This window comes from Nostoc sp., assembly GCF_036919575.1.
Classification (GTDB): domain Bacteria; phylum Cyanobacteriota; class Cyanobacteriia; order Cyanobacteriales; family Nostocaceae; genus Nostoc.
Map to the genome: position 1 here is coordinate 45,448 of NZ_JBALBY010000130.1, position 26,637 is coordinate 72,084.

Here is a 26,637-nt window from a genome sequence, read left to right on the forward strand (position 1 = left end):
TCGACAAGGTGAAAAACGAATGAGACTCTGTATGAGCCGTACCAGCATACTGAGCCAGCCTATAGAGGTTTCATTCATCAAAATTACTTACATTGACATCCACGTAAGGTTTAGTAAAACCTATCTAAATGACAAAGCTATTGCAAAGTTATGTCAAAAGTGTGACTAGTCGGTCATACTTCATAACGGTGAGCAGCATTGGCAGGCTGAAATTTTTATAGCAGATTGCAACTTCGTGAGGTACAGATTATTGTAAGGGCACAACATTGTTCATGCGTGTCAACTTAAGCTCAAACCCCTTTAAAACCTCGTTTCCAGCAAGAAGCTGGAAATGCTCTTCAATTGCGGCTCTGCCGCTAGTCTTGAGGCGGAGCCTCTCCGACGGGCATTCCCAGTCTCTGACTGGGAACGAGACTATCTCTAAAAGCTGGTTCTAGACTGGCTTTAACCTTAAGTTGACACCAATGAACATTGTTGTACCCCTACCTGTTGGGAAAAATTCCACCTGAAAGCAGAAACTAGAAACCACTGCTAGCAAAGATATTGCCGTTTGTTCAATCGTCAAAGCTGAACTATTTTATCGCGCGATGAAAAGTGCTAACCCAGAACGTAATCTTCCCTGACAACAAGAATTTTTAGCTCAATTTATATCACTACCCTTTGACGATCGCGCAGCAATGACATTTGGAATGATTCGCTCTCAGCTAGAAGTATTAGGCACTCCAATTGGAGCTGATGATTTACAAATTGCCTGACAAATAACTTAACCCTAATTACCCATAACACCAGACAATTTCAGCGCGTTAATAACTTGCTGATTGAAGATTGGGAGATAGTTAATTAACAAACGACTGGCTAGAAAACATCATCTCACAACTTCTTGCGTAGGCGTAGCCCAACCTAGGTATCGCTCTCTTGTAGCCAAACTTTTCCTGAATTGAATCTCACCCCAAACCAGATTTTTCAAGCTGGTGTCGTCTAGCGTTTAACGTTTTCAGGACTTACGCAAACAATAGCCAAAAAGAGTAATTTTCTTCTTAGGGTAATTCATGAATTGCCCCAGAGCGCGTGTAGTTTTGCGTAATACCTAGTTTTGCCACCTTCGGGATCTTGCTACGTGCAGCGTCTCGCTGACGTAGCCTCATTTACACGATCGAGTTTTACAAGTTATTTTGAAATAGTTCTAGAACATTTTGCCAAGCATCAGGAGCAGCTTCAGGATTGTAAATTGGATTCTGGGCGATAAATGGGTACTGGTCTTTGAAGAATCCAGCGAAGAATCCGTGTCCGGCGTCGTATCGAAATACACGATGATTTATTTGATGTTTCTTTAATTCTGCCTCAATTTGCTCGTTTTCCTCTTGCGAAACTAATGCATCTCTTGTACCAAAAAATGCATAAATAGTACCTTTAATTTCCGAGGTGCGATTGATGGTTGGAGTTTCTTCACCATAACTAGAAGTGGTAATTCCACCACCGTAAAACGAAGCTGTTGCTTTGATATCGGGTAAAGTTGCAGCCATATAAGCAACATGACCGCCAAAACAGAAACCAATGACACCAATTGCATTATCTTTGACATTGGGTAAAGTTTTTAGGTAAGCAATCGCAGCTTGAATATCGCTTAAAATTTCTTGGTACTTTACTTGTTGATAATATTGCAAACCCAGCCGATATGCTTCTGGGCTATAGCCAACATCTTCTGCGCTAAAGTCAGCCTCAAAACCAGGAGCAATACGTTGATACATCGCCGGGGCTATTGCTACATAACCTTGTTTAGCTATTAATTCGGTGATATCTCTAATGTTCCTGTTGATTCCAAAAATTTCTGGGAAAACTATAACCGCACCAAAGGTTCCGTTTTGTGCTGGTTGAGCTAAATAAGCATCGATTTCTAAGTCATTGTTAGGTACTTTGATTTTTGTAGTATTAATTTCGATATTTGTTGTTTCTAACATCTTTGTTTGGGCTGATTTTATAAGAAGAATTCAGAACTCAGTAGTCAGAATTCAGTATGAATTCTCTACGAGTGGGTGATGAATATTGGTTAAAACCTCGCCCCTCGTGGGCGAAAAAAATTAAAATATTCTCGCCTTAAAACTCTATCCCTTTATGGGTAGAGTATTCTGTATTCTGACTCCTGAATTCTGACTCCTGAATTCTGAATTCTGTATTCTGAATTCTGACTCCTGAATTCTGACTCCTGAATTCTGAATTCTGAATTCGGACTCCTGTTTTATCGTTTTGCCAATTCTGGAGTCCGTCCCTTCAAGCCAATCATTAACTTCAGCATAAACACCTTTAATACAGGTACTCGCTGCAAAAACCATAAACCCAGGCGACGCACCACTACCACAGGTAAGAAATTATTAGAAAACATCCGATCTAACAAATCGGTGAAACCTAAAATCGTCAGGTTTTCCAGTTGGCGCCAGCGTTCATAACCTTTAAGAATCTGAATGTCGCCAATATCTTTACCCGCCTTGTGCGCGGCTTGAATTACTTGCGCTAAAGCTGCTGCATCCCGAATACCCAGATTTAAACCTTGTCCGCCGACAGGGTGGCAATTGTGCGCCGCATCACCAATTAATGCTAGTCGAGGAAGAACATAGCGATCGCTTTGCATGAGTTGTACTTGGAATACAAAGCGATCGCCCAATAATTCCAATTTCCCCATCTGATTGCCATAGCGACGGGTTAATTCTCTTAAAAATTGCTCGTCATCTAAAGCACATAAAGCTTTTGCTTCTTCGTGGGGGGCTGTCCAGACAATGCGGCAACGGTTCCCCGGTAAAGGTAAAATTGCAAAGGGACCGCTAGACCAAAATCTTTCGTAAGCAGTGTTATTGTGCGGTTTTTCTGGTTTGACAAATGCAACTATGCAAGATTGCCAATATTTCCAGCCCAGAGTTTTGATTCCAGCAGCTTCACGAATCGGCGATCGCGCCCCATCTGCTGCGATCAATAATTTACTCCGAACTGTCCGTAACTGATCGACAACTTTAATATCTATCGCTACTATATCCTTCTGATATTGCGTATTTACCACTTCCGCCGGACACAGATAAGTTACATTTGGACAATTTTGGACAAACTCCTGCAACGGTTGCAACAAAGCTTGGTGTTCCGCCACATAACCCAACTCTGATGTATTTAGATCATCTGTGGTAAATTCCACCACATTGGGAGAATCGGCATCAGAAAGACGAACCCGGCAATATTTGGCGATTTGAGGCAACATTTTGTCCCAAACTCCAATTCCTTGATAAATTAGTGACGAAAGCTGATGAACTGCATAGGCTTGCCCTTTAGCTACCGCCGTTGAGGTTACTTTCGCCTCAATCAGCAAGACACTCAAGCCAGAATCTTTTAAAGCACAGGCTAGAGTTAACCCAATAATCCCACCGCCGACAATTACCAAATCATATTCATATCCCCGCTCATTTGGCGGTGTTGGTTGAGGGGAAAGAGTTTGCTCAAGCTGCGTTAAGGCCATTGTTAAGTTAGGTTACAGCGTCTTCACTCTTATTTTGACGCGATCGCGCCCTTTAAGGCAAGTTAATAGCAGCAAATATTGAAAAACCCCACTGATGACTGAGGACAACAGCGAGGTTACACAGCTTTACTTATTTTAAAGATAAATAAAGTATAAATTTTGTTGCAGAGCTACTATTAACTATCACTAGTAAGAGTAACTTCTCATTAAATATGCTGTGTTTGACAGCAGCAGATTATTAATGAGTTGGGTGAATGTGATGGACATGTTTTCCTTTGTAATGAAGTGTATGATGCTTAACAGCAGCTGAAGCGGGTGTAGCTTGAAAGATTGGTGCAGCAATGGCTACGGGGGTTGCGATCGCCAGAGCTAGAATTAAACCTTTAGCAAACTTGTTCATGTGATTTCCTTGATTCTATTTATTCAGTGAATCTCTGAATTGAATATGACAAAGACTTATGTCGATATCTTGTTATTTATATGAACTTTTCGTGGAGATTTTTGCCGACATTAGCATCTATAAGAAACCTAAGAATTTATTAGTCTTGAGAGAAAAAACTACGAAGTTTTTTGGTAAGTAGTCAGAGTTAATTCTTGGACTATAGCCTTTCTTAATTTAGTGACGTACAGCTTAACCTCACCCCGACAAAGCTGTACTTTATCTCCCCTCTCCTTACTAAGGAGAGAGGTTGGGGGTGAGGTTTTAATCTGATGTACTTCATGCAGCTGACAACCGCTATAAATAACCGTCTATAGTCTACGTCCGCTACCAGCTTAACCATTAAACCTCTTCCAAAAATACTTGAACCGCCAGGGACTCAAGTCCCTGGCTAATAGCAAAAGTCCGTTGAAACGGACTAAAAATACTGTCATTAGTCGGTTTAAACCGACTTGAGCTAATACCCAGAAATTTATTTCTGGGCGGGTGTTCGACTTTCGCAAGAGGTCTATTATTAAGCAGATATCAAGGAAACGTCTAGCGGCTTTGGAAAAGATGAGATAAACAGCTATCTACTTTCATCAACAATTAGTTATTTGGAGTGGTTGGTGTAGCTGCGGGTGGCGTAGTTGTACCTGTTGGAGTAACGGGTTTTTTAACTGCGGATTGTTTAACTACGGATTTACTTTTAACAGCTTTGCTTACGTTATGGTGTTTGTGTTTATGATGTTTCCGTTTTGCAGTCTTGGATTTAGCAACTTTAGCAGTTGCGTAAGTTGTTGTCGGGGTAGAAGTAGTTTTGGCTTGAACAGTAGATGCAGAAACGGCTACAGGGGCAGCAAACATTATAGCCAAAAGTAAGGCTTTAGCGAACTTATTCATTTTAAACTCCTCATCAAATAACCAATTGCCTAACTATCTACTAGTCGTATGTCATTAGTTTGTAATTTGTGTGAATCTTACGTGTGATTTTTTAATTATCTCTATTCAAAGATAGATGACTTTAAGTGAATACCTTGCTATATAAAGATCCTTGCCATCAGATAATCTGCCATTTTCAAGTTAGATGTAACATTTTGCACATCATCTAGGTTTTATCGGGTGTCGATTCAGTTGAGGTGCGATCGCGCCTGAATAGCTTGATCGGTTATGATGGCTGTGTTAATTTTGATTATGAAATGCTGAGAGCGATTAATTCTTCTGACATTTCAAAGTTAGCTGTGACATTTTGCACATCATCCAAGCCTTCTAGAGTATCAATTAACTTGAAAAGCGATCGCGCCTGATCGGGATCAGTAACTTCTACACTATTACTGGGAATCCAGCGCAATTCGGCATCAATTACCTTAATGCCTTGATTTTTGAGCGTTTGACTAAGGTTTTCTAAATTTGCTATATCAGTAAATACCTCAGCCATCTCATCTTCAATCATCTCATAAGACTGGGCATCGCCTTCGAGGGATGCTTCTAAAAGCTGTTCTTCGTCAACCACACCCTGCACCACACAAACGCCTTTTTGCTTAAACATCCAGCTAACGCAACCTACTTCACCAAGATTGCCACCATTTTTACTAAAAGCTACACGCAAGTCAGCAGCAGTGCGATTGCGATTATCTGTGAGGGCTTCGATTAAAATCGCTACACCACAAGGGCCGTAACCTTCGTAGCGAATCGCTTCAAAGATTGCATGATCGCCGCCAAAAGTGCCTGCACCTTTAGCGATCGCTCGTTCAATATTATCATTGGGAATACTCGCAGCCTTGGCCTTGTCAATTGCCGTGCGAAGTTGAAAATTCAGCGCCGGATCTGGTACGCCGCTTCTAGCCGCAACAATAATCGCCCTGGATAACTGAGTGAAGGTTTTTCCCTTCCTTGCATCTACTACGGCCTTCTGACGCTTAATATTTGCCCATTTACTGTGTCCTGCCATAATCTGAAATTATCAAAACTCTATTCAAGATTAGGATATACCTAACTTTTACCCAGATGCAAAGGTGCATTTGTTAAAGAGTTAAACTCCACCAATAAAAGGATAGAGTTCTTCTGAATCCTTTCATTCAAAAACCATCATTCCAGGATCGCCAACAGAATCACTCAAAGCAACCCACCAACGCCTAGATTTGATTTTTAAGTCGTGATCCGATTACCCGAAATCCTTGGAAAACCTCACCCTGTCCTAGCGGACATCCCTCTCCTTACTAAGGAGAGGGACAGGTTATGCGTAGCATAACCAGGGTGAGGTTTTTTATTTAAATCACAAATGGTTCAAGTTCGCGGTTATACCACTGATCTTCAACCCGTTCAGTAATCAGTGGTCTGATGATAAACTTGGGTGGGCGACCATCCAAAACATCAATCCGCACACATGAGTAAGGCAGTCGGTTCTGAGAATTGTAGTCATGACGACCCACAAAAAGCATTGAATCTGCAACTTTCCGAATGGGTTTACCTGCAATTTCCGTAAAAGTCTCCATCAATTCAGTCCCCCCTTGCCGTTGATAGCGGGGACGATGACCACTACCACCAGAGATAATGCAGTTAATGTGGGAGTCAGCAAATCCGGTATCAGTTGTGCAAAGATGCTCGAAACAGTGAGCGTGACCATTTAAAATCAAATCGACTATGGGACGTTCTTTAATTAGAGAACCAAGAGTTTGTGCCACTTGTTCAAACACCCAGCGCAAGCGGTGGCGAACCGCCAAAGTTTGCGCCTGATTCCACTTGGTAGCTTCTGTGACGTAGGGTGGATGGTGGAAAAAGATTACACGTCCTCGCACTTGGGAGGTGTTCCAAGATTCGATTAGTCTGCTTCGCAACCATTCAAGTTGTTCAAAGTCGATCGCAGGCATTTTATGAGATGCCAATTGTTTTTCAATATCGATTTTAATCTCGTTTATTTGGTCTAATTTGGCACTAAGCTCATCAAGTTGTTCCGCGTCGGTGGGTTTATCTGGGTTGAGGCGATCGCATATTCCCAAAATCTGCAATTCTTCTCGATCTATTTCCTGGCGACGCTTTTCCAATTCCCGGCGGTAAATTTCCCCTTCTTGAGTTGCAGGTAAAGGTGATGGTGTATTAAAGGTATTAGAATCCAGCGCGAAAAAATCAATCCCGCCGTAACGGAAAGTGTAATAACGATTCGGTAAGCGGGTAAAATTTCCAGGTTCGTAACGCAAACATCGCCCTGTGTCAGTCTTAGCAGTATAGTGTTGATCTAAATGACGTTCTAATTCTGGGGTAGACATCGCCCCTGTATAGTCCAAAAACGCCCGTGCATAAGCATTACCTTGATACGAGCCATGCCAGCCAATCTCAATATCTTTGTAGCGCAACAGGCGACGTAGTGACGATGTTGTTCCAGTAAATAAACGGTACATCAACGGCACATCGTAGTAATCATGATTACCAAGTACTGGCAAAAATGGCAGATTAAACACCATGCGATCGTAGGAAATGCCTTTGGGGTTGTCGCCACCCACAAGAAATTCCCGGTAAGGCTCAATAAAGTTTGCCGAGTAATATTCTTGGGAACCCACCACATAAATTACATCGCCTGTGTGTAACACAAAACTGCAATCATCGCGGTGAGGCAGCATTAGTTCGGCAACCTTTCGTTGGGGGTGGTGTCGAGAATGGGATTTGGTGCCGGAATCACCGATAACCATAAACGAAAATTCTGGACTATCCTGCCTGCGATCGTCAATCACCATGCTGGTTTGGTCAATTCCCCGTTGCACAAAACTTGGATGCATCCACCGCACCCGTTCCTTCATCTTTTGAATTTTTACAGGAATCGGTGGCTCGGAAATCAATTTCATGGCTGATAACTCTTGAATGCCTAATGCATACACCGATTGTAACGAAATAATAAGGGTTTTATAAGAAGAATTCAGAACTCAGGAGCGGAGCCGGAGACGCTCCTCGGCTTGGCGTCAGAATTCAGTAGGCTATTGACTATCTTTTACAAAATTTGATGCCTACAGCAGGCTTTGCCTACATAGCCAGTATGATCATAATAAACATAATACTCTTGCATCTATGAAAAATGCGATCGCTCTTAAGCTCTCCGTTAGTATCGCTCATCAAACGGCATTATTATTTATATGCTCGATGCTACTAATAGCCTGTAACAAAAGTGGCAATACTGGTGCAAATTCTGCAAATATTCTAACAGCAACAACAGGTGTAGTTGATGCTATTCCTATCGGGATTGCTTTTGCCCAAACAAGCAATATAGCATTACTTGGTCAAGAAGGAACTGATGGAGTCAAAATTGCCGAAAAGTATTTTAACGAGCAAGGTGGTATTAATGGTAGACCAATTAAATTAGTATATCAAGATACTGGTGGCGATGAAGTTGGAGCCATTAATGCCTTTCAAACTTTAATTAATAAAGATAAAGTTGTTGCCATTGTTGGCCCTACCCTATCACAACAAGCTTTTAGCGCTGACCCCATAGCAGAACGTAATCAAGTTCCAGTTATGGGAGCATCAAATACCGCTAAAGGGATTCCCGAAATCGGTGATTATGTTGCTCGTGTTTCTTCATCTGTTGCTGTCGTCGCTCCTTATTCGGTGAAAGCTGCACTCAAGCAAAATTCTCAAATCAAAAGAGTAGCTGTATTCTACGCTCAAAATGATGCTTTTAATAAGTCGGAAACAGAAATTTTTCAGAAGACAGTTAAAGATTTAGGATTGAATTTAGTAACAGTACAAAAATTTCAAACTACAGATACCGATTTTCAGAGTCAAGCCAGCGATGCGATTAATTTAAAACCAGACTTAGTGATTATATCCGGGTTAGCTGTAGATGGAGGTAATTTAGTTAAACAACTACGGGAACTTGGTTATAAAGGAATAATTATTGGTGGCAATGGTTTTAACACATCTCATATATTTTCTGTGTGCAGAGAGCTTTGTGATGGCGTGATTATTGCTCAAGCCTACAGTCCTGTATATCCCAGTAAAATTAACACTGCATTTCGGAAAGCCTACATTGAACAATATCGTAGAGAACCACCGCAAGTCAGCGCTCAAGCTTTTACCGCCTTGCAAGTATATGTAGAAGCTCTAGAATCTTTGGATAAAAAAAGCAAAATTAACAAATTGACGCTGCCCCAATTGCGTACACAATTAAATCAGGAGTTACTCAAAGGAAAGTATCAAACTCCTCTTGGTGAAATTGCTTTTACACCAGTAGGTGATGTCATTCAGAAAGAGTTTTACGTTGCCCAACTGAAGATGGAACCAAACGGAGTCAATGGTAAATTTTCTTTCTTAAGTGTAAAGTAGTACTTTCTCAAGCTAGTTTTGGGGTTTTTAGTAAGTACTAAAGTGCTTATAAGAGTTGATTCAAATATCTTTAAATGTCATAATTAAAAAGAATTACAAGCATCAAGATCCACCGCCACTTTTTTGTAAGTATTGAACCCAGACAAGGCACTTCTCTCTCTTGAAAAGGTGTTCATGGGGGAAACCCCAGAGGCTGCACTTCGGCAAGGCTCAGTGACCACGCGAACAATTTTGAATTTTGAATTTTGAATTTTGAATTGTTAGAGTTCTTGTCCCGTTGGTCGAATGAGAATTTCGTTGACATTAACGTGCGGTGGTTGAGTGAGAGCGTAAACGATCGCAGCAGCAATGTCTTCGCTTTGCAGAGGTTGAATTGACTTGCGTCGTTCTTCGATCCGTTGTTTGGCAACGGGATCGGTAATTTGGTTGTCAATTTCCGTATCCACTAAACCTGGTTCGATAATGGTGACACGAATGTTCTCCTTGTAGACTTCTTGGCGCAATGCTTCAGAGAGGGCATTGACACCCCATTTGGTAGCATTATAAACACCGATACCAGCCCGCGCTGTCCGGCCAGCCACCGAGGAAATATTGACTATATGCCCGGATTTTTGCGCCTTCAACAGAGGCAAAACAGCATGAGTAGCATATAGTAGTCCTAGTACATTCAGGTCAAACGATCGCCGCCAGTCTGAGCTATTCCCAGCTTCAATGGTGCCGAGTAAGGCAATCCCTGCATTATTCACAAGGATATCGACCCTTCCCAATTCTGCATTTGCCTTTGCCACCAAGTTATTTACCTGGATTTCGTCAGCCACATCGGTAATAATGGGTAATGCCTTGCCACCACTAGCTTCTATGCGTTCTGCTAATGCCTTCAGGCGATCGCCACGTCTAGCAGCGAGTACTACTGTTGCACCAACTGAAGCCAAGGCGATCGCAGTTGCTTCTCCAATTCCGGCGGAAGCGCCAGTGATAATTGCTACTTTTCCCTCTAATTTCCCTGTCATCGGATTATCTAACTCCTTAGTAATTGATAATTGGACAAAATAGCTTCTTTCTTGCTCTGAGTATAAAGTGTAAAGAGGTGTATATTCTTAATCATTTGGGAATAATAGGTCAGAAGGTAACGATAATACAGCAGTTGGTATTTTCATGAATCGCATATAGAGACGTTATATGTACTGTCTATATAGGATTTCGGGTTTTATTCATGTACTTCATATACCTAAAATATGCTGTATTATTTGCATTACTTAGTCACTTAAAGATAAAAAGGATTTATCAAAATGGATTCTTTCGGTATTTACACCCTTGCTAATGACGTAGTATTCGACGAACTAGTAGCTTTGCTAAATAGTATTGAAGCAAATGTTAGCGCAGATATCCCGATTTGTATTATTCCCTATGATGAGCGACTAGACCTAGTTAGGCAAGAAATTAATTCTCGAAAGAATGTAATCCTATTTGATAACTGGGACGTAATTCAACGCTGGGAAGAATTTACTCAGCAGGTTTGGGCGGCTCATCCCAGAGAAAAAGAGACAAAATTATCACGGTCTAGTTGGTACAAAAGTCATTTACAAAGAAGATTTGCTGCTTTTGAGGGTATTTTTGATAAATTTGTATTTTATGACGCTGATAGCTTGGCAATGAAGCCACTCAATAATGTAATTGACAAGCTAGAAACATCCGATTTTATTTTTGATGATTGGGAACATCTTAAGGATAGGTCTGTTGCAGCGTTAGATATTTCAGTTATAGAAAAAACTGGACTGTATACAGAAGCAGATATACGTTCTAATATGCATTGTTCTAGCTTTTTTGGATCTAAACGAGGGTTATTTACTGGTGAAGAAATTGAAATAATCAAAGAGCGATTAATTACTAATAGGGAAGTTGAATGGATTAATGGACATGGATGGTGGGATGATTCTTTTTTGTTTAGTTATATGACTTTGCGCTGCGATCGCCCCCTGTTTAATTTTACACTTAGCCCCAATGGTCAAGATAGAACAGGCAACTGCGCTAATGCAGATCCCTTTGTCAATATTAATAATGTTCTTTACAATCAAGATGGCTTAAAACCAATTCACCGTATTCATTATATGAGCTATTCTTCTCGTGACTTTGCCCGTTTATGTCAAGGAGAAGATATCAATATCTGTTATAGAGATGAGTTCTTATACTATCGCTTTCTCAAACATCCAGAACAAAGACCAAAACAATTAAGACCAGCTAGTATGATTACAAAAACTAGTATTGTTTTCAACAAAATAGTGCAGAAACTTCAAAGAAGTATAGGCTAAAATAATTCTAGTATAGATTATGCCAAAAATTAGTATTTGTATTCCTACTTTTAATCGTGTCTGTCTGCTGCCTGATGCGATCGCCAGTGTACTAAATCAGTCTGAGCAAGACTTTGAGCTAATTGTTTGTGATGACGGTTCTAGCGATCGCACACCTGAGTTAATATCACAATACGCAGACCACCGGATTAAATATGTCCGTCATCCGCAAAATATTGGTAAAAGTAATAATATGCGATCGGGCTTTGATGCTGCCAGTGGTGAATATTTTATTAAATTTGATGATGATGATCGGCTAACACCCGATTTTCTCGCAAGTACCGCAGCTATTCTTGCTCAAGACTCTAGCATTGATTTTGTTGGTACAGACCATTGGATAATTGATATTAACAATGTGCGGGATGAGATAAAAACTCAAGAAAATTCTCATCGCTGGGGTAGGAAGAATTTACCAGCAGGTATTGTAGATAATTTGTTGGAAGTTGTATTTATTCAGCAAAGCTTTCAAATTGGAGCAACATTATTTCGCCGTAAAACATTGCAAGAATTAGGATTTATGCAGCCAAATCTGCAAAATTGTGAGGATAATGATTTATTTGTGCGTCTAGCTTTGGCTGGTAAAAAGGGCTATTACTTACCAGAATTATTGATGGAATATCGCTACCATGCAGAGCAGCAAGGTATCAATCGAGCCATTCCTTATTTATTTGATAAACTCCGGTATTTAGAAAGTTATAAGTTTGAGTCTGAAAAAATAGAGACAATCAGGAAAAATCGTTTAGCTGAAACGCAATTATTATTAGGTTTGCGTTTAATTGAAAAGGGTGAAACGCAAAAAGGTAGAGAGCTAGTTTTGGCAGGAAAGTCTTTTTCAACTGCTAAGGCTTGGACTGGTTTAGGATTATCGCTGTTACCAGTTGGGTTGCGAGGTAAGGCGTTTAATGCACTGCGACAGTCGCGGGGTTAGGCTATGGGAATGTGGAAATGTCTCACGCAGAGGCGCAAAGTAAAGATTATCTAAAGTTTTTACACCCAGAATAACTTATAGCGTTTCCCGACCTAGTGAGGTACGTTTTCAAAGCTACTAACCTTGGTAAACAATATTTTGGTGTACCTCAGTTGCTTAGGAAACGCTATATTCTATTAATTACTAACTTCTTGACCATTCATCAATAATAGTCAAAATTGTTTTATCCCCCAAGTTTTTAACAGATTTTACTACATCACGGTAATCTTCAAATTCTTGCTTTGGCTTCTTATGTCGAGCATCTTCTATAGCTTGGGCAAGTTTTTCCGCCCCAGAAATTCTAGCGCGTTGTAACTTTATAGATAACTCATCTTTATCCAAAGAGTTCAATAAACTAAGTGGATTACTATGTTCACCCTTTTGAGGAATAAGGTTTTCAAGTTGCTTAAACTGACTATCTATTCTCTGTCTTTCTTGTATAAATTCTGACTTAAATTCATTGAATTGCTTCTCAAGACGTAATTCTAGATTTGCCAGACGTGGTTCTAATTTTGTTGTTTCAAGCTCTGATGTTACTGGTTTGCCAGAAAAATCAATTCCTTTGAGAGATACAACTTGCTTTACTACTAAATCTTCTACTTTTGGGGCAATGACACAAGCATTAACCATTTCACCTTGTCGAGGATTTTTTTCTCTTGCCCTGACAGCAGCATAATATTCAAAATGTCCATCAACTACCGTATAGCTTTCTACCCCTGTTACTTTCAGAACTAATGGTCTGATAATTCCTCCTGTTTCTATAATTATGTCTGCAAGGTTCTCTAAATCAGCTTCTGCAAAATTTGAACGAGGTTCATTAGAAGTAATACTTTTTACATCCACCAAAGAAAAATTAATCATTAATAAATCCCCATTTTTTGGATAACTTCATCTGCTAATACATTAAATTCTTCAGCAGAAATTTGAGCAGAAGTTTTTAATTCGGCAAATTTCATAATAGATTTAGGGTCAGGATATTCTAAATCTCCAACTGTGATAGTCTGATTCATACATTCTGATAACGCTGTTCTATCATAAATTACAGCTTCCATCAGTGGCAGTTGATAGCGATCTGAGATTACTTCTCTCTGTTTGGGAAAATTGTATTGTAAAAATTTAGCATTTGTTGAGATTTTAGAAGCAAGAACGCCCATTATATTAATCGGTGGTTTACCCACCATAATTTCTCTGGATTCATTAATTTGATTAATAAAGTTTTTGACCGTTGGTAAACCTTGGTTAGCAAATGGTTTCAAATCCGATGGAATTATCAGGTAATCAGTAGCAATCAGTGCAACTTCAGCATACAAATCTCTTGATGGAGGAGTATCAATAATTACAACATCATAATTATTTTCTACCCTTTTTAGTTTTGTTACTAGCCTACTCCTACTAGCTAATATTCTATTCAGTTTCTCCTGATATTCAATCAATGTAATATGTGAAGGAATAACATCAATTTCTGGATTGTTGAAATAATCAGATGTACGCACTACTTCTGGAATAAAGTTAAAATCTCCTGATTCTAATAAATGGTATACGTTTCGCTCTCTTAAATTATCATCTTCTTCAAATTGAAATTTGATTAATCCTGTAGCAAAAGTAGTATTTGCCTGGGAATCTATATCAACTAAAAGTACATTTTTACCTTTTTTCCGTAATGCTGCTGCAAGATTGACTGCAACAGTAGTCTTACCAACGCCGCCTTTATTATGGTAGATTGCAATCGTTTTCATTGAATGTTGCCTCTTTGTTTCAAAATTTGAATTATTTTCAGTTATTTGAACTTCTCGTTTATCTACTAACTGGCCTTCTTTCAGGCTATCTCTACCAATTAAACCTTTAATTTTATCTATCTTTATCTCAACTTCCTTCCCAGAACATTGAAATAATAGCTGAATATCATATTGCGATTTTTGATAAATTCTAATTTCTTTGCCATTAGTCAGCAACCCATATCTGACATTCAAGCTGGTTAAATAATGCCTGAGTCGGTGGACATGATTATTTAAGTTTTGTTTGGGATGCTTTGCCTCCATGACGACACTCAACGGTGAGTTAGCATCTAAGACAAAGGGAATCACTTGTGCGGCAAATGCTAAAAAATCTAAGCGGATGCTACCAACGGCAACTTCTTGATGCCAAGTGTCAGGAGTATAACCTAGCTGCGGTAGCAAATATTGCACTATGAGTTTGCTTTCAACTTCGCTTTCATTCGGCATAGCTCAGGATTAAAAGGCAATATTTTTATACCTCTAAATAACTCTGGGAGTTGGGACAAAACCTGATATTTGCTCGATTATGGCATAGCCTTAATTATTTGGAGTGATATAAATCACTTAGAAATAGATAAATATTCATCATTAAATTAGTATTTTTGCTGATATAATAATCGCTTCTCATAGCTAGCCATATTCAAAATTAACAGGCTATGTATGTATTTCTCCATTACCCCTGTAAATAGCTAGAATCAAAGTGTTTACTTAAGCTATTTGCGCTAAAGGTTTTGGCTACTGTATCTTGTCCCCACTGCCATCAACTTGTTAATAGTCAAGCTATTAATTGTCCCTATTGCCGGACGACACTCAAAGCTTACGGCCATCCCGGTATTCCATTGCACCGCGCCACTGGGGACGGGTATCTGTGCGACACCTGCACATATCAGGCTGATAATACTTGCAATTTTCCCCAGCGTCCCTATGCTAAAGACTGTACCCTCTACCAAAATATTGAACAGACAAAGTTAGAGTTGCAACAGCAGCGTTACACTAACAGTTTTGCGGTAACTGTGAAAATTTGGGTAAAACAGAATCAGGCTTTGCTGTTACTTTTGGGTTTATTATTGGCCTGTTTGTTCTTCAGTCTAGTAACTTAGGAACGTGGATTAAATAAAATGCAAAACTTCATCTTGTCTCTAGCCTCCCTCTCCTTTATAAGGAGAGGGATTGAGGGTGAGGTAAGCCAGGGACATAAATTATATGTTATTTAATTCTTATTCCTTAGTACAAAATTTCATAAGAGGTAGGTTGGGTGGAGCGGAGCGCAACCCAACATATATCAGGATGTTGGGTTACGCAAAGCCTCCACCCACCCTACAATTTTTTTTGCTGAGTTTTTTCAAAAATCAAATAGGAGTCCTATATATCAGGATGTTGGGTTACGCAAAGCCTCCACCCAACCTACAATTTTTTTGCTTAGATTATTTGAAAATTTCCGGTAGCAAATCAGGTTATAAGTTCGTTATAACAATTGTTGCAATCACTTAAAGGTTTTTTATACATGGAGGAGTATTTGTTGCAAAGCATTAAGCGTTTGTGGCAACTACTTATATGTTTACAGGAAATACTTAAAGGTTTCTTATATATGGAAGAGCATTTGTTGCAAAGTATTAAGCGTTTCTGGCAACTGCTTATATGTTTGCAGGAAATACTTAAAGGTTTCTTATATATGGAGGAGTATTTGTTGCAAAGCATTAAACGTTTGCTGCAACTGGTTATATATTTGCAAGAAATATTTAAGCGTTTCTGATGAATCAAGCAACGTTAGCTGCAAACGTTTAAATTGGAAATATAGACATAGAGTGGATTACGGCTTTAGCCTAACGCACCATGTGATACGTTAGGCGCTCCTATCAAATTTGTCGTGACAAATCATCTCAAAATTAGATCATAACGAGATATGCCCGATCGCTAACCTTCAAGTTGTGGTGATTTTGGATGCTTCCGCAATAGGTTCAAGTTGTATCGCTGGGGCTTTTTCCTCAAAGGCGGCTAAATCGAACCAAAAAGTGGTGCCAATGCCAACTTCACTCACTAGATGGACTTTACTACGATGTCTGTCGATGATATTTCTGACAATCGATAAACCTAAACCCGTGCCTTCTAAAGTGTGAACTCGGTTTTCTACGCGGAAGAAGCGTTCAAAAATTGAGTGTTGATCTTCTGTGGCGATGCCAATTCCAGTATCGGAGATTTCAATCCGCACTGGAGCAGATTGGGTGTGACTGGGTTTGAAATCTACTTGGTAGGCGCGGATTGCTACTTTACCCCCGGCTTTTGTGAATTTAAGGGCATTACCAATCAGGTTGCCAAACACTTGTACTAATAGATCATAATTACCCATTACTAAGGGCAAATTAGGAGCAACTTCCTGAACAAGTTCAACACCTTTATCTTTAGCATTGAGTTGGTAAGTACGCAGTGTTTGTTCGATCGCTTGGGCTAAATCTACGCCATCAAAGCTGTAGTTGCGACCAGATTCGAGTTTTGACAAATCCAAAACATCGTTAACTAGACGGGTTAGGCGATCGGTTTCATTGTTCACAGTTTGCAGAAACTCTTGCCGTTCTTGTAAAGCTAAGTCTTCGCCGTAGTCGTGCAGGGTTTCAATATAGGTTTTGATGTTAAATAAAGGCGTTCGCAGTTCGTGAGAAACGTTGCTGATAAATTGACTTTTTGCCTCATTTAGTTCCACCTCGCGGGTAATATCTTGGATAGTAATCGCAATACCTTTGATACTTTCCCTTTGCAGGTTGAGTACTGTAGTCAAGAGAATGCGGATCGTTCGTGGGGTGGGTTGGTTAATAAAAATTCGGAATTCGGCGCTTTCGCATTCCCCTGCTGCCATTTCGTACAAAGGACGGGTGATTTCTATTTGTACCGATGGTGGCAAGTAATGTAACACATTGCGCCCTACCACGTCAGCAGCTTCCCAGCCAAAAATTCGCTCTGCTGTGGGGTTGACTAAAATCACCTGCATATTGTTATCAATCAACACAGCACCATCGGCGATCGTTGAAACTAAGGTTTCTAGCTTGGCTTTTTCTGCGGTCAGTTCTTCAATATTCTGTTCTTCATAGCGCTCTAATCGCTCTCCCATTTCATTAAAGCTTAAAATTAACTCCCCTAGTTCGCCCCCTAATGGTAAATCAATGCGCTGCTTGAAATTCCCGGTAGCAATTTGTTTCACCCCCACCAGCAGTTCTTTAATCGGCTTAGTGATGGTCAAAGCGTTAATCACTCCTGCCAAAATCACCATTACCCAAATTGTGATAAAAACGGCAATGGTGACATCGCGGGTAAAATTGGTGGAAATGACAGCAGTCTGATTGGGGTTGATACCGATCGCTAATACACCTAAGTATTTTTGATTGACGATTAGGGGAATAAATACATCGGTGACTATCCCATCTGGGGTTGTATGTTGCCGTACCATCGGCTTTTCCCCATCACCAGGGTAATCTTCTGGCAGTTGTATCCGCCGTTTAATGGTGAGGGAGTTTTCTACCTCGGCGTCCCAAAAAGGAATGCCAAAAAAGATTTCCCCGGTTTCATCAGCGTAGAGCATATAACGCACACTAGAGGTGCTGCTATAGAAGCGTTGGGAAAATTGGGCAACCTCACTCAGATTATTGTCAGCAACTAGGGGAGCAACGTTAGCAGCAAGCAGCAATCCCAAGTCACGACCGAAGCGGGTGTCATTCATCCGCGCATCCTGCTGAATTGTATTCACAGCCCAGAAGGTCAGACCACTCATCACCAAGGAAACGACCATTGTGGCTACAGCCAGCAGTTTAGTCTGGAGAGTGAACTCCGACCACCAACTAGCGATCGCATCTCGAATTGTTTTTAACAGAGCTAGCATCTTAAAATAAAGTTCTTAGTAGTCTTTGTTATAAAGCCCAACTACTAAAAAATTAACAGTTAATTTGACAAATATGCTAGCGGCATGGGGGAGTACAGGGGATATTCCGATTAAGGTGGTCTTAAGGAATTTACCTGATTTCAGCGATCGGAGTTGATGCAATACGGTTCGGATAAGGTTTTTTAATGACACGCCGCTTATCGCAAAGACGCGATAAATCGCCGTCTTTACAATAATCAGTCCTCTGTCTTGACGGCGATTTATCGCGTCTCTTGCCTTAACTTTTAGCAGATTATCTCATTATCTCGTTCCCAGTCTCCGACTGGGAATGCCCCTCATTGAGGCTCCGCCTCAAGACTGGCGGCAGAGCCACCAGGAATTGCATTTCCAGCCAGAGGCTGGAAACGAGATTTTAAAGGAGTTTGGGCTTAAGTTGACACCAATGAGCATTGCTGTGCCCCTACGACAGATGTGGTTTAAAATAAAGATTATTCTCATCTTCATTATTACTATCCACATTGATGCTGCCCAGAATCTTCTCATAGTTTTGGAATTGCGACCAGACATCGGGATTGGCTAATCCGTTATTATCTTCGGCTGGTGTCAGATATTTTGTCCTTTCTGCAATCGCCTGACCCATTAGAGAACCAAAATTGGAACCATTAAAACTAGAAATTGTCTGTGATGTGAGATAATTTGTAGTTTGTGCATTGATGCGTAGCAGGTTGTCGTCAGACATTGCCTGCCTTGGCAGAGAACTGACATCGGAATTATTAAAACTAGCGATTGTAGTTTGTGTATTATTTACTGCTGTGTCTGCAATCACCTGACTCGCCAGAGAACTGACATGAGAAATATTCAAACTAGAGCTTGGAGTTTGTGTACTATTTCCGGCGGTGTCTGCGACAATCTCACGGACTTGGGCATCAGTTAGCTTGGAGTTAGCACTAAGCATCAGGGCAACTACACCAGCAACGTGAGGAGCAGCCATCGACGTACCGCTATAAGTAGCATACTGATTATTTGGAACTGAGGAGTAGACTTTGACTCCTGGGGCTGTGACGTAGGAAATTTGATTCGTTCCAGAGCGGTTAGAGAAGTCAGCTAGGTTATTATTTTTGTCTACTGCGCCAACAGCAATTCCCGACTTGGATGCATAGCTGGCGGGATAATCTGGTGATGAGCCACCATCATTACCTGCTGCCATGACGACAATCACTCCTTTGCTGCTGGCATAGTCAATGGCTGACTCTAGAGTAGGATTGGAATAATTACCTCCTAAACTGAGGTTAATCACGTTAGCTCCATTGTCCACAGCATAATGAATCCCCTTACCAATGGAACTGTAGGAACCAGAGCCAGAGCTATCTAAAACTTTGACGGGCATAATCTTGGCATCATAAGCAATACCAGTAACACCGTAGTTATTATTCTCTCCGGCGATCGTCCCAGAAACATGAGTGCCATGACCATTGTCATCTAGGACATTATTATTATTGTCAACAAAGTTCCAGCCGTGGATATCATCAGCATAGCCATTGCCATCATCATCTTTACCATTGCCAGCAATTTCCTTGGGATTCGTCCAGATATTATCCTTTAAATCCTCGTGGTTGTAGTCAACTCCAGTATCTACAACCGCAACAACAACGCCTTTACCTGTGTATCCATGTGCCCAAGCTTCCGGTGCTTTAACAAGGTCTGCTCCCCAATTATTGCCACCAAGGTCAGGAACATCAGCAAAGGTATTTTGACCAGCAGCTCTAGCCACTGCTGCTGCTGCATTAATTAAGCCATAGCCATTAGTGGAGTTATAATTTCCAGTGCTTAAAGCATTAGCGTTATTTTGCGATCGCACATCAGAATTGGCTGAGTTGTAGCTACTACGTCCGTTGAGGTTGAGGCTGTAGTCATCCTTCGGATTAAAGGTATCTAATGAAGAGATTGAAGGGGCATTTAGCTGTTTATTTGACAACAGATTGTGATTAACATCATTACGGATCATAAGTATTTTTTAGTCAAAGATATCAATCGTTTGTTGACAGTTTGAAGCGTTAAAACCTTTACCAGAAAAAGATTTTAATGTGTAAACAAGCTCCATTGTCAATAATTACTATGAAATCTCAGAACAAAATGCTAATTTTATTACCAAAAAAACTTCTGATAAATGTGATTTTTATTAAGAGTAAATTACTGAAGTGATTCTTAAATCTTTAGAGTGTATTAATGAAGGCTTCAAAAAAATAAATTATCAGGAAAAATGCCCAGCTTTATTTTTTAAAAAGCTAGTTATACAATAATATTTAATTTCAACTTTGATTAGCTAGAATTGTTCCTCCCAATCGGGAGCATCTCAATGAGTGTAAAACCTCACCCCAACCCTCTCCTTAGTAAGGAGAGGGAGCAAGAATCTTTTTTCTCATCTGGTATATTTGCTTTCACTGAGATGCTCCCGTCCCAATCGGCACTATTAGCACACCTTGAAAATTTAACTTCGTAACTCACGTTACATCCTTATAAACCTTGCTACGATGTCCAAATTCCACAACATTCACCACTAGAATATCATCGAAAATATCGTATATAACTCGATACTCACCTACTCTAATCCTATAAGCATTTTCTTTACCTTTTAGCTTTTTTACCCCGTTTGGACGGGGTTGTGTGGCTAAATCATCAATTTTAAGTTGTATGCATTCTTGAAGTTCTGGCGATAATTTTTTAAGTTGTTTTAATGCTCCCTTTAATATTTCAACTTTATAACTCACGCAACTTCCTTTTTTATTTCTCGTTTAAGTTCTTTTTTAGCATCCTCCCATGACACTGAGCCGTCAATCGAGGCGGATTTTTTTGCTAGCTCATAGGCTTTTAAATCTTCATCTTCCTCTTGATCTTCGATTTTTTGAAGTAATGCGTAAATCTCATCTAGAGTACTGTCATAAGCTTGGTTTAGCAGTACGTTGATATCTTTGATTAATTGTTCGCGTTCGTGTACTGATTTCATTTTTAATCATCCGAGCGTGGTTTTACTTTTTCTGCCACCGTTTCTAGTTTCGTCTAAAGATATCTCATGATTATCAAGCGTAACACCGAGTTTGCAACCAAATCAAATGGCGAATGAAGCATAACTCCATTCGCCAAAGACTATCTATCAAGTAGGCACAAGCTAAAAGCTAGTTAAAACAAGTCGCAAGTCGCAAGTAAGTTTTGTGACTCTTATTTAGCGAGAAACGCGGTCTTGGGCTTTGCCCAAGTGGAGCGTTTTCTCAAGACAGACCCCGACCCAAAACAGGCTGGCTTTTAAAGCAGGGGACTTAAACCCCTAAACCTAGTTAAATCTACTAAATGTTTGCTTGTTGCCGTTGATATAGTGACCAATACAAACCCTTTTGTTGCAACAACTGTGAGTGAGTACCACGTTCGGCAATCACACCTTGCTCCAATACCAAAATCAAATCAGCACGTTTGAGGGGAGCAAAGCGGTGAGCAATCAAGAACACGGTACGGTTAGCGGAAATTTTTTGCAGGTTTTGCAATACCTGCTGTTCAGTTTCACTATCCAAAGCGCTGGTAGCTTCATCCAAAACTAAAATCGGCGCTTGAGAAAGAAATAGCCTTGCTAGGGCGATACGCTGTCTCTGTCCGCCAGATAAAGCCGTACCGCGTTCACCAACATTGGTTTCGTAACCGTAGGGTAATTGACTGATGAAGTCGTGGGCTACTGCTAATCTTGCCGCTTCTACTACTTGCTCTGCGGTAATGTCGGGAGTACCGAGAGTGATATTTTCCAAAATGGAACCGTTGAATAAAAAGTCTTCTTGGAGAACTACACTAACTTGTTGCCGCAGTGAGGCTAAATCGGCACTTTTAATATCAAAACCATCAATGAGAATCCGTCCTGATTCAATTTGATAGAGGCGTTGCAATAGCTTAGACAGGGTACTTTTCCCAGAACCGCTACGTCCGACAATGCCAACAAATTGCCCTGGTTCGGCATTGAAAGAGATTCCCCGCAGAATTGCTTCAAAGTTTGGCCGGTAGCGGAAAAATACTTGCTCGAAGGTGACTTGTCCTTTCAGGGGTGGTAAAACTAGACCAGTTCCCAGTTCCGCTTCAGGGGGAACGTTGAGAATATCACCAATTCGATCTACAGAAAGTAGCACTTGTTGGAGGTTTTGCCACAACTGTACTAAGCGCAAAAGTGGGCCTGTGACTCTACCAGACAGCATTTGAAACGCAACTAGCTGTCCGATTGTGAGCTTTTGATCGATGACTAACTTGGCGCCAAACCAGAGAATCAGCATGGTGGACAAATTGGTGAGAAAGTCACCAATGTTGCTGCTGATATTGGAGGTAGTAGAAGCTTTAAAACCTGTGCGAATGAAGCGAGCAAATAAGCCTTCCCAGCGATCGCGGGCTACTGGTTCTGCTGCATGGGCTTTAACGGAATGAATCCCGGTGATTGTCTCCACTAAAAAGGATTGACTATCGGCACTCCGGTTAAAAGTTTCGTTGAGCCAGTTACGCAGAATTGGTGTTGCAACTATCGTTAATGTGGCAAATAGCGGCAGTACTGCTAAGGCCACAAAGGTGAGTGGGATGTTATAGTAAAACATCAATGCTAGGTAGACCACAGCAAAGATGCTATCTAAAATCACAGTTAATGCTGTACCTGTGAGAAACTGACGAATTTGTTCGAGTTCCTGGACTCGTGCTATTGTGTCTCCGACGCGCCGCGACTCAAAATAAGCCAAAGGCAGACGCATCAAATGGCGAAATAGCTGTGCTGATAAACTTAAATCCAGACGACGAGCGGTATGGGTAAAGATGAATAGGCGCAGAATGCCCAGTATGGACTCAAATATGGCTACGCATAAAAGTGCGATCGCCATCACATCGAGAGTCGGCAAACTCCCCTGCACCATCACTTTATCAATGACGACTTGGGTAATTAGCGGTGTTGTTAACCCCAAAAGCTGTAAGGTAAAAGATGCTAACAATACTTCTGTGAGCAATCCCTTATACTTCAAAACTGCTGGGGTAAACCAACTGAGGTTAAATTTTTCTTGCTGAGATATGAGTTCTACTTGCCACAATTGTCCATCCCAGGACGCCTCAACTATAGACTGCGGCAAGCTTTCACAAGTCCGTTCGGGATTTAGAGGGTTAGCGATAATTAAGCGATCGCTCTTAACTCCATAGGCTACCACCCAAGATGGACTCTGGGGTGAATCAGAATTCCACAGCAATAAAGCTGGAAATGACAGTTGTCGCAACTCACCCCAACTCACTTGTAACCGCCGCAACACTAACCCTAACTTTTCTGCTGCTTCCACAACCTGTTTTGGGCGTTGTCCTCTGAGTTGGCGCTGCACCCATTCCAGTTGCACAGAATTTTCTAACTGTTGCGCCACCATTGTTAAACAGGCAGCAGCGCTGTTCCAACTGGCAACAAACGGATAATTTGAAACGATCAGATTGGCGGCTGGAAGTCCTCTTTGGGGTTGGAGGCTGTGGGGGCTAGAAGTCCCTACGGAAGCTGGCGTTAGTGCAGGAGTGCCAGAGAAGGAAAATGTCTCTCTTTCTCCCTCCATCCCTACTGGTAACACTTGCCAGAACTCCTGAATTTGTGGGTGAGAAAATTCTGCCCACAGCGCAGTATCCCAACACACTACTATCACTTCTTTACTAGCAGCTACAGCTTTAAAATCTCCAGGCAGCTTTTGTAAGTCGCCAAACCAATCGCCCACTTCTAGAGCTGTTAAAGGTTTGCTAATGCCTTCTTGAGACAGCGCATTGGGGAGCCACTGCGTTGCCGGGGTTTCCCCGGTTGAAGCAAGTGGCGTCGGCTTTGCCGACTTGTTGCGACTGTCGTCTCGCAAGCGGACTTTCCCAGCCACAATTAAGAATTGATAACCGCCAACATCGTTTGACCAAATTTTTTCTCCAAGACGATACTGACGGGTTTGGGACTCATTTTGCAACTTGGATTGTTGTTCGGGAGTCAACCAACATAGCGGTGGCTGATTCCAAGGCAAAGAAGCTAGCACTTTTAATCGTAAAGATTCATTATCCAGAATTTTTAACTCACTTGTAATTTGACTGTCAGTTTTTGAATTTTCTCTGCTAGCCATTTCTCAAATAACTCATTTTGTAGTGCTTGCTTTAGTTGAGTATCTTCTAAGGACGCGGGGAGAAATTGTTCTACTCGAAACAAACCATAAGGCCCTTCTCCTTGGGGAGAGTCTTTGCCAACGATTTCTATTGGCCCGATTAATTCTCCAGGACTCGCCACATCAATAGCTGCCCGTAATATATCCGGCATACTGCCTCGGCTGATGATTCCCATCATGCCGTTCACAATTCGGTCATCTGCAAGTGAATACTCTTTAGCTAGTTGCTCAAAACTACCTCCTTCTTCAATTTGGGTATGGAGTTCGTCTACCAATTCTCGATTATCAACAACAATCCGAGAAAGTACTAACCGATCCAAAAAAATTTTGCGTTCAATAAAATATTCTTGGAGTTTTGGTTCTGTGACTACAGCTTTCAGTTTTTCTAACTTGTAACCAAAAGTCACCGAGGTGTAAAAGCTAGCGTAATCTGTGTTATTGGTCTTTAACCATTCTTGAAAACTTTGGGGATCAGTCAGTTGATTTTTCAGCCTAAAGTCAATAATTGCCTGTTCAGTTATTGCTGTACCAATCTCAATATCGTCTCGTATGCGGATTTCTTCTTCAATTACATACTGGCGGAGAATATCTCCAATGAACTGTCCTAATTTTCCAGAGGCTTGCAGATACTTTACTGCTGACTCAATAGAAATTATTTGGTCATTGATTGTCAAAAATGATAAAGATTCCATAAACTATTTATGTGAAAATGATTAAACACCTATAGAACTTTTCAATTAAATCATATAAAGATCATCTGGTGATTGATGGATAAATATGATAAAGATTCTATGAACTAATTACATCTGAATGGTCAAAAAATTATATAAAGAAGAATTCAGAATTCAGAAGTCAGAATTCAGAAGTCAGAATTCAGAAGTCAGAAGTCAGAATTCAGAAGTCAGAATTCAGAATTCAGAAGTCAGAATTCAGAAGTAAAAAAAGCTTTGAGACTTAGCTTGTGTACTTCACTTTCTTTGAAATCTGCTGTAACTAGGAAATAAAATAATTTGCCATGATCAGTTTTACGGACTAGCGGCGACAAAACAGGATTGAAAATATTCAGTTGTCAGGTAAAGCAAGTTATGTAACCAAATCTTTATAGATTCAGAGAAATAATCAGGTAGGTAGATAGGCAAAAATAAACAAAAATATATTAAGTATTGTTTCTTGCCCGTTTTCTACGCCAGTTGCTAAAAGTGGAGCCACTGCCTTGCTTTTGTTACCAAAGTTGTCGGAACTGACGTAGAAAAATCGTCCCATACGCGATTTTAATCAGTAATTGTTTATGCTCATCTGTCTACTTAATGATACTTATCCATGTCGAGGCAAGTAGCACAGCCGCGATCGCACCGATTAATGTATTGAAAATATTTACTACTTCATTGGTCAGCCAGGTATACTTAGATTGCAGTGTTGCCCCAATTACACTTTCTAAGTTGGTGGCAATAAATGCTGCCAGCACACACCAAGCCACTCCCAATAGATCAATTAAACCAACTCCCCAACCCACAAATGCGATCGCTACAGAAGCCACGATCCCAGCTAAAGTTCCCTCTAAACTTATCGCTCCTTCTGTACCGCGAGGCACTGGTTGGAGTGTGGTAATTAGAAAGGTACTTTTACCATAAGCTTTACCAACTTCGCTGGCAGTGGTGTCAGCCAGCTTGGTACTGAAACTCGCTACATAGCCTAACAATAATAAGGACTGGAGATTGGGGACTAAGGATTGGGAACTCGGTACAAGAAATCCCGAATTTATTATTCCTACTCCCAAAGCACACAGCGCCCCAGTTAAAGCCGAACCCCAAACATTTTCTGGGCCTCTTGCCCCAGAACGCTTTTCGGCAATTCCTTCTGCCTCCTTCTGCGCCATACCGATGCGGGTAACGCCAGAACCAACCAGAAAATAGAACATTACTACTGCATATCCTTGCCAGCCGAGAGTTACCCAAATCAGGATGGACAGAAACCAGGCGTGGAATAATCCAGCAGGGGTAAGCAGCTTTTTCGGAGCAATCCAAGCTAAACCCAATAAAATTGTGTTTAATCCGACTGCCACCAACCAGGGATTTACAGAATCAATTAAGGATGACATCAGCTAATCATGAGTAATTTTGTCTAAACATCAACAGAATAACGAATTTGTCATGCTTAGTGCTTAATCTCTGACACCTCCCCAGCTAAAGTAATATGTTTGTATTATTAACTGAATAGCGATCGCGTAGACTTGAAAGCTGAGTCCAAAAGCACAAACAACATCTCAGATATACACTGCA

Annotated in this window: 20 protein-coding genes and 1 pseudogene; 5 read left to right on the forward strand and 16 right to left on the reverse strand. The window is 40.8% G+C overall.

The genetic code is table 11. The annotated features are described in order from the left end of the window. Positions 1 to 1,160: 1,160 nt before the first annotated feature. The 6 genes from V7K27_RS35020 to V7K27_RS35045 all read right to left on the reverse strand — a co-directional run bounded on the left by V7K27_RS35020 (position 1,161) and on the right by V7K27_RS35045 (position 7,753). Positions 1,161 to 1,958: a dienelactone hydrolase family protein gene (locus V7K27_RS35020; protein ID WP_334953437.1), complete on the reverse strand. Its 798-nt coding sequence runs from the start codon at positions 1,956 to 1,958 to the stop codon at positions 1,161 to 1,163. 278 nt (positions 1,959 to 2,236) lie between these two features. Then, complete coding sequence (locus V7K27_RS35025) at positions 2,237 to 3,496, reverse strand: FAD-dependent hydroxylase (RefSeq protein WP_334953439.1); 1,260 nt, start codon at positions 3,494 to 3,496, stop codon at positions 2,237 to 2,239. A 238-nt stretch (positions 3,497 to 3,734) separates the two neighbouring features. Next, positions 3,735 to 3,896: a hypothetical protein gene (locus V7K27_RS35030; RefSeq protein WP_334953441.1), complete on the reverse strand. Its 162-nt coding sequence runs from the start codon at positions 3,894 to 3,896 to the stop codon at positions 3,735 to 3,737. A gap of 627 nt (positions 3,897 to 4,523) precedes the next feature. Then, positions 4,524 to 4,817: a hypothetical protein gene (locus V7K27_RS35035; RefSeq protein WP_334953443.1), complete on the reverse strand. Its 294-nt coding sequence runs from the start codon at positions 4,815 to 4,817 to the stop codon at positions 4,524 to 4,526. A 289-nt stretch (positions 4,818 to 5,106) separates the two neighbouring features. Next, positions 5,107 to 5,865, reverse strand: a complete 759-nt coding sequence (locus V7K27_RS35040; RefSeq protein ID WP_334953444.1) for a YebC/PmpR family DNA-binding transcriptional regulator — start codon at positions 5,863 to 5,865, stop codon at positions 5,107 to 5,109. Positions 5,866 to 6,184: 319 nt separating this feature from the next. Continuing rightward, complete coding sequence (locus V7K27_RS35045; protein ID WP_334953445.1) at positions 6,185 to 7,753, reverse strand: metallophosphoesterase family protein; 1,569 nt, start codon at positions 7,751 to 7,753, stop codon at positions 6,185 to 6,187. Positions 7,754 to 7,973: 220 nt separating this feature from the next. On the opposite strand from V7K27_RS35045, the gene V7K27_RS35050 reads away from it, so the two are divergent. Continuing rightward, positions 7,974 to 9,227 (forward strand): ABC transporter substrate-binding protein, encoded by a 1,254-nt coding sequence (locus tag V7K27_RS35050; protein ID WP_334953446.1) that lies wholly within the window; start codon positions 7,974 to 7,976, stop codon positions 9,225 to 9,227. Between the two features lie 260 nt (positions 9,228 to 9,487). Here the strand turns inward: V7K27_RS35050 and V7K27_RS35055 are convergent, their stop codons facing one another. Continuing rightward, the gene (locus tag V7K27_RS35055) at positions 9,488 to 10,237 is read right to left on the reverse strand and encodes an SDR family NAD(P)-dependent oxidoreductase (RefSeq protein WP_334953448.1); all 750 of its coding nucleotides are present in this window, start codon (positions 10,235 to 10,237) and stop codon (positions 9,488 to 9,490) included. Positions 10,238 to 10,516: 279 nt separating this feature from the next. On the opposite strand from V7K27_RS35055, the gene V7K27_RS35060 reads away from it, so the two are divergent. Both V7K27_RS35060 and V7K27_RS35065 read left to right on the forward strand, forming a co-directional pair. Continuing rightward, positions 10,517 to 11,536 carry an Npun_R2821/Npun_R2822 family protein gene (locus V7K27_RS35060; protein WP_334953449.1) on the forward strand — a complete coding sequence of 340 codons (1,020 nt, stop codon included), beginning with the start codon at positions 10,517 to 10,519 and terminating at the stop codon, positions 11,534 to 11,536. Positions 11,537 to 11,555: 19 nt separating this feature from the next. Next, complete coding sequence (locus tag V7K27_RS35065) at positions 11,556 to 12,503, forward strand: glycosyltransferase family 2 protein (protein WP_334953450.1); 948 nt, start codon at positions 11,556 to 11,558, stop codon at positions 12,501 to 12,503. A 183-nt stretch (positions 12,504 to 12,686) separates the two neighbouring features. On the opposite strand, the gene V7K27_RS35070 is transcribed toward V7K27_RS35065, so the two are convergent. Further along, positions 12,687 to 13,403, reverse strand: coding sequence for a ParB N-terminal domain-containing protein (locus tag V7K27_RS35070; RefSeq protein ID WP_334953452.1), 717 nt, complete (start codon positions 13,401 to 13,403; stop codon positions 12,687 to 12,689). Then, positions 13,403 to 14,784 (reverse strand): annotated as a pseudogene (locus V7K27_RS35075) (AAA family ATPase). Before V7K27_RS35075 ends, V7K27_RS35070 begins: the two are co-directional and overlap by 1 nt. A 264-nt stretch (positions 14,785 to 15,048) precedes the next feature. Here V7K27_RS35075 and V7K27_RS35080 point away from each other — a divergent pair. After that, positions 15,049 to 15,417, forward strand: coding sequence for a zinc ribbon domain-containing protein (locus V7K27_RS35080; protein ID WP_334953453.1), 369 nt, complete (start codon positions 15,049 to 15,051; stop codon positions 15,415 to 15,417). Between the two features lie 419 nt (positions 15,418 to 15,836). Beyond that, a complete protein-coding gene (locus V7K27_RS35085) occupies positions 15,837 to 16,070 on the forward strand; it encodes a hypothetical protein (protein WP_334953454.1) in 234 nt (77 codons plus the stop codon). Between the two features lie 168 nt (positions 16,071 to 16,238). Here the strand turns inward: V7K27_RS35085 and nblS are convergent, their stop codons facing one another. The 7 genes from nblS to V7K27_RS35120 form a co-directional block, all read right to left on the reverse strand. Next, positions 16,239 to 18,185, reverse strand: a complete 1,947-nt coding sequence (nblS, locus tag V7K27_RS35090) for a two-component system sensor histidine kinase NblS (RefSeq protein ID WP_334953455.1) — start codon at positions 18,183 to 18,185, stop codon at positions 16,239 to 16,241. Between the two features lie 460 nt (positions 18,186 to 18,645). Next, entirely contained in the window at positions 18,646 to 20,190 is a 1,545-nt protein-coding gene (locus V7K27_RS35095) for a S8 family peptidase (RefSeq protein WP_334953456.1), read from the reverse strand. Positions 20,191 to 20,686: 496 nt separating this feature from the next. Further along, the gene (locus V7K27_RS35100; RefSeq protein WP_334953457.1) at positions 20,687 to 20,953 is read right to left on the reverse strand and encodes a type II toxin-antitoxin system RelE family toxin; all 267 of its coding nucleotides are present in this window, start codon (positions 20,951 to 20,953) and stop codon (positions 20,687 to 20,689) included. Next, positions 20,950 to 21,189: a hypothetical protein gene (locus V7K27_RS35105; RefSeq protein WP_334953458.1), complete on the reverse strand. Its 240-nt coding sequence runs from the start codon at positions 21,187 to 21,189 to the stop codon at positions 20,950 to 20,952. The genes V7K27_RS35100 and V7K27_RS35105 overlap by 4 nt, the downstream gene beginning before the upstream one ends. Before the next feature lie 337 nt (positions 21,190 to 21,526). Beyond that, positions 21,527 to 24,319: a peptidase domain-containing ABC transporter gene (locus V7K27_RS35110; RefSeq protein WP_334953459.1), complete on the reverse strand. Its 2,793-nt coding sequence runs from the start codon at positions 24,317 to 24,319 to the stop codon at positions 21,527 to 21,529. Next, positions 24,268 to 25,050 carry a peptidylprolyl isomerase gene (locus tag V7K27_RS35115; protein WP_334953460.1) on the reverse strand — a complete coding sequence of 261 codons (783 nt, stop codon included), beginning with the start codon at positions 25,048 to 25,050 and terminating at the stop codon, positions 24,268 to 24,270. Before V7K27_RS35115 ends, V7K27_RS35110 begins: the two co-directional genes overlap by 52 nt. A 608-nt stretch (positions 25,051 to 25,658) precedes the next feature. Beyond that, complete coding sequence (locus tag V7K27_RS35120; RefSeq protein WP_334953461.1) at positions 25,659 to 26,456, reverse strand: TIGR00297 family protein; 798 nt, start codon at positions 26,454 to 26,456, stop codon at positions 25,659 to 25,661. Positions 26,457 to 26,637: the final 181 nt, after the last annotated feature.

Excerpts from the sequence above, each read along its gene's own strand:
- V7K27_RS35030 (WP_334953441.1), bottom strand. The coding sequence starts at position 3,896 with ATGAACAAGTTTGCTAAAGGTTTAATTCTAGCTCTGGCGATCGCAACC.
- V7K27_RS35025 (WP_334953439.1), bottom strand. The coding sequence starts at position 3,496 with ATGGCCTTAACGCAGCTTGAGCAAACTCTTTCCCCTCAACCAACACCG.
- V7K27_RS35055 (WP_334953448.1), bottom strand. The coding sequence starts at position 10,237 with ATGACAGGGAAATTAGAGGGAAAAGTAGCAATTATCACTGGCGCTTCC.
- V7K27_RS35095 (WP_334953456.1), bottom strand. The coding sequence starts at position 20,190 with ATGATCCGTAATGATGTTAATCACAATCTGTTGTCAAATAAACAGCTA.
- V7K27_RS35020 (WP_334953437.1), bottom strand. The coding sequence starts at position 1,958 with ATGTTAGAAACAACAAATATCGAAATTAATACTACAAAAATCAAAGTA.
- V7K27_RS35045 (WP_334953445.1), bottom strand. The coding sequence starts at position 7,753 with ATGAAATTGATTTCCGAGCCACCGATTCCTGTAAAAATTCAAAAGATG.
- V7K27_RS35065 (WP_334953450.1), top strand. The coding sequence starts at position 11,556 with ATGCCAAAAATTAGTATTTGTATTCCTACTTTTAATCGTGTCTGTCTG.
- V7K27_RS35040 (WP_334953444.1), bottom strand. The coding sequence starts at position 5,865 with ATGGCAGGACACAGTAAATGGGCAAATATTAAGCGTCAGAAGGCCGTA.
- V7K27_RS35050 (WP_334953446.1), top strand. The coding sequence starts at position 7,974 with ATGAAAAATGCGATCGCTCTTAAGCTCTCCGTTAGTATCGCTCATCAA.
- V7K27_RS35120 (WP_334953461.1), bottom strand. The coding sequence starts at position 26,456 with ATGTCATCCTTAATTGATTCTGTAAATCCCTGGTTGGTGGCAGTCGGA.
- V7K27_RS35035 (WP_334953443.1), bottom strand. The coding sequence starts at position 4,817 with ATGAATAAGTTCGCTAAAGCCTTACTTTTGGCTATAATGTTTGCTGCC.
- V7K27_RS35115 (WP_334953460.1), bottom strand. The coding sequence starts at position 25,050 with ATGGAATCTTTATCATTTTTGACAATCAATGACCAAATAATTTCTATT.
- nblS (WP_334953455.1), bottom strand. The coding sequence starts at position 18,185 with ATGCTAGCTCTGTTAAAAACAATTCGAGATGCGATCGCTAGTTGGTGG.
- V7K27_RS35060 (WP_334953449.1), top strand. The coding sequence starts at position 10,517 with ATGGATTCTTTCGGTATTTACACCCTTGCTAATGACGTAGTATTCGAC.
- V7K27_RS35105 (WP_334953458.1), bottom strand. The coding sequence starts at position 21,189 with ATGAAATCAGTACACGAACGCGAACAATTAATCAAAGATATCAACGTA.
- V7K27_RS35110 (WP_334953459.1), bottom strand. The coding sequence starts at position 24,319 with ATGGCTAGCAGAGAAAATTCAAAAACTGACAGTCAAATTACAAGTGAG.
- V7K27_RS35070 (WP_334953452.1), bottom strand. The coding sequence starts at position 13,403 with ATGATTAATTTTTCTTTGGTGGATGTAAAAAGTATTACTTCTAATGAA.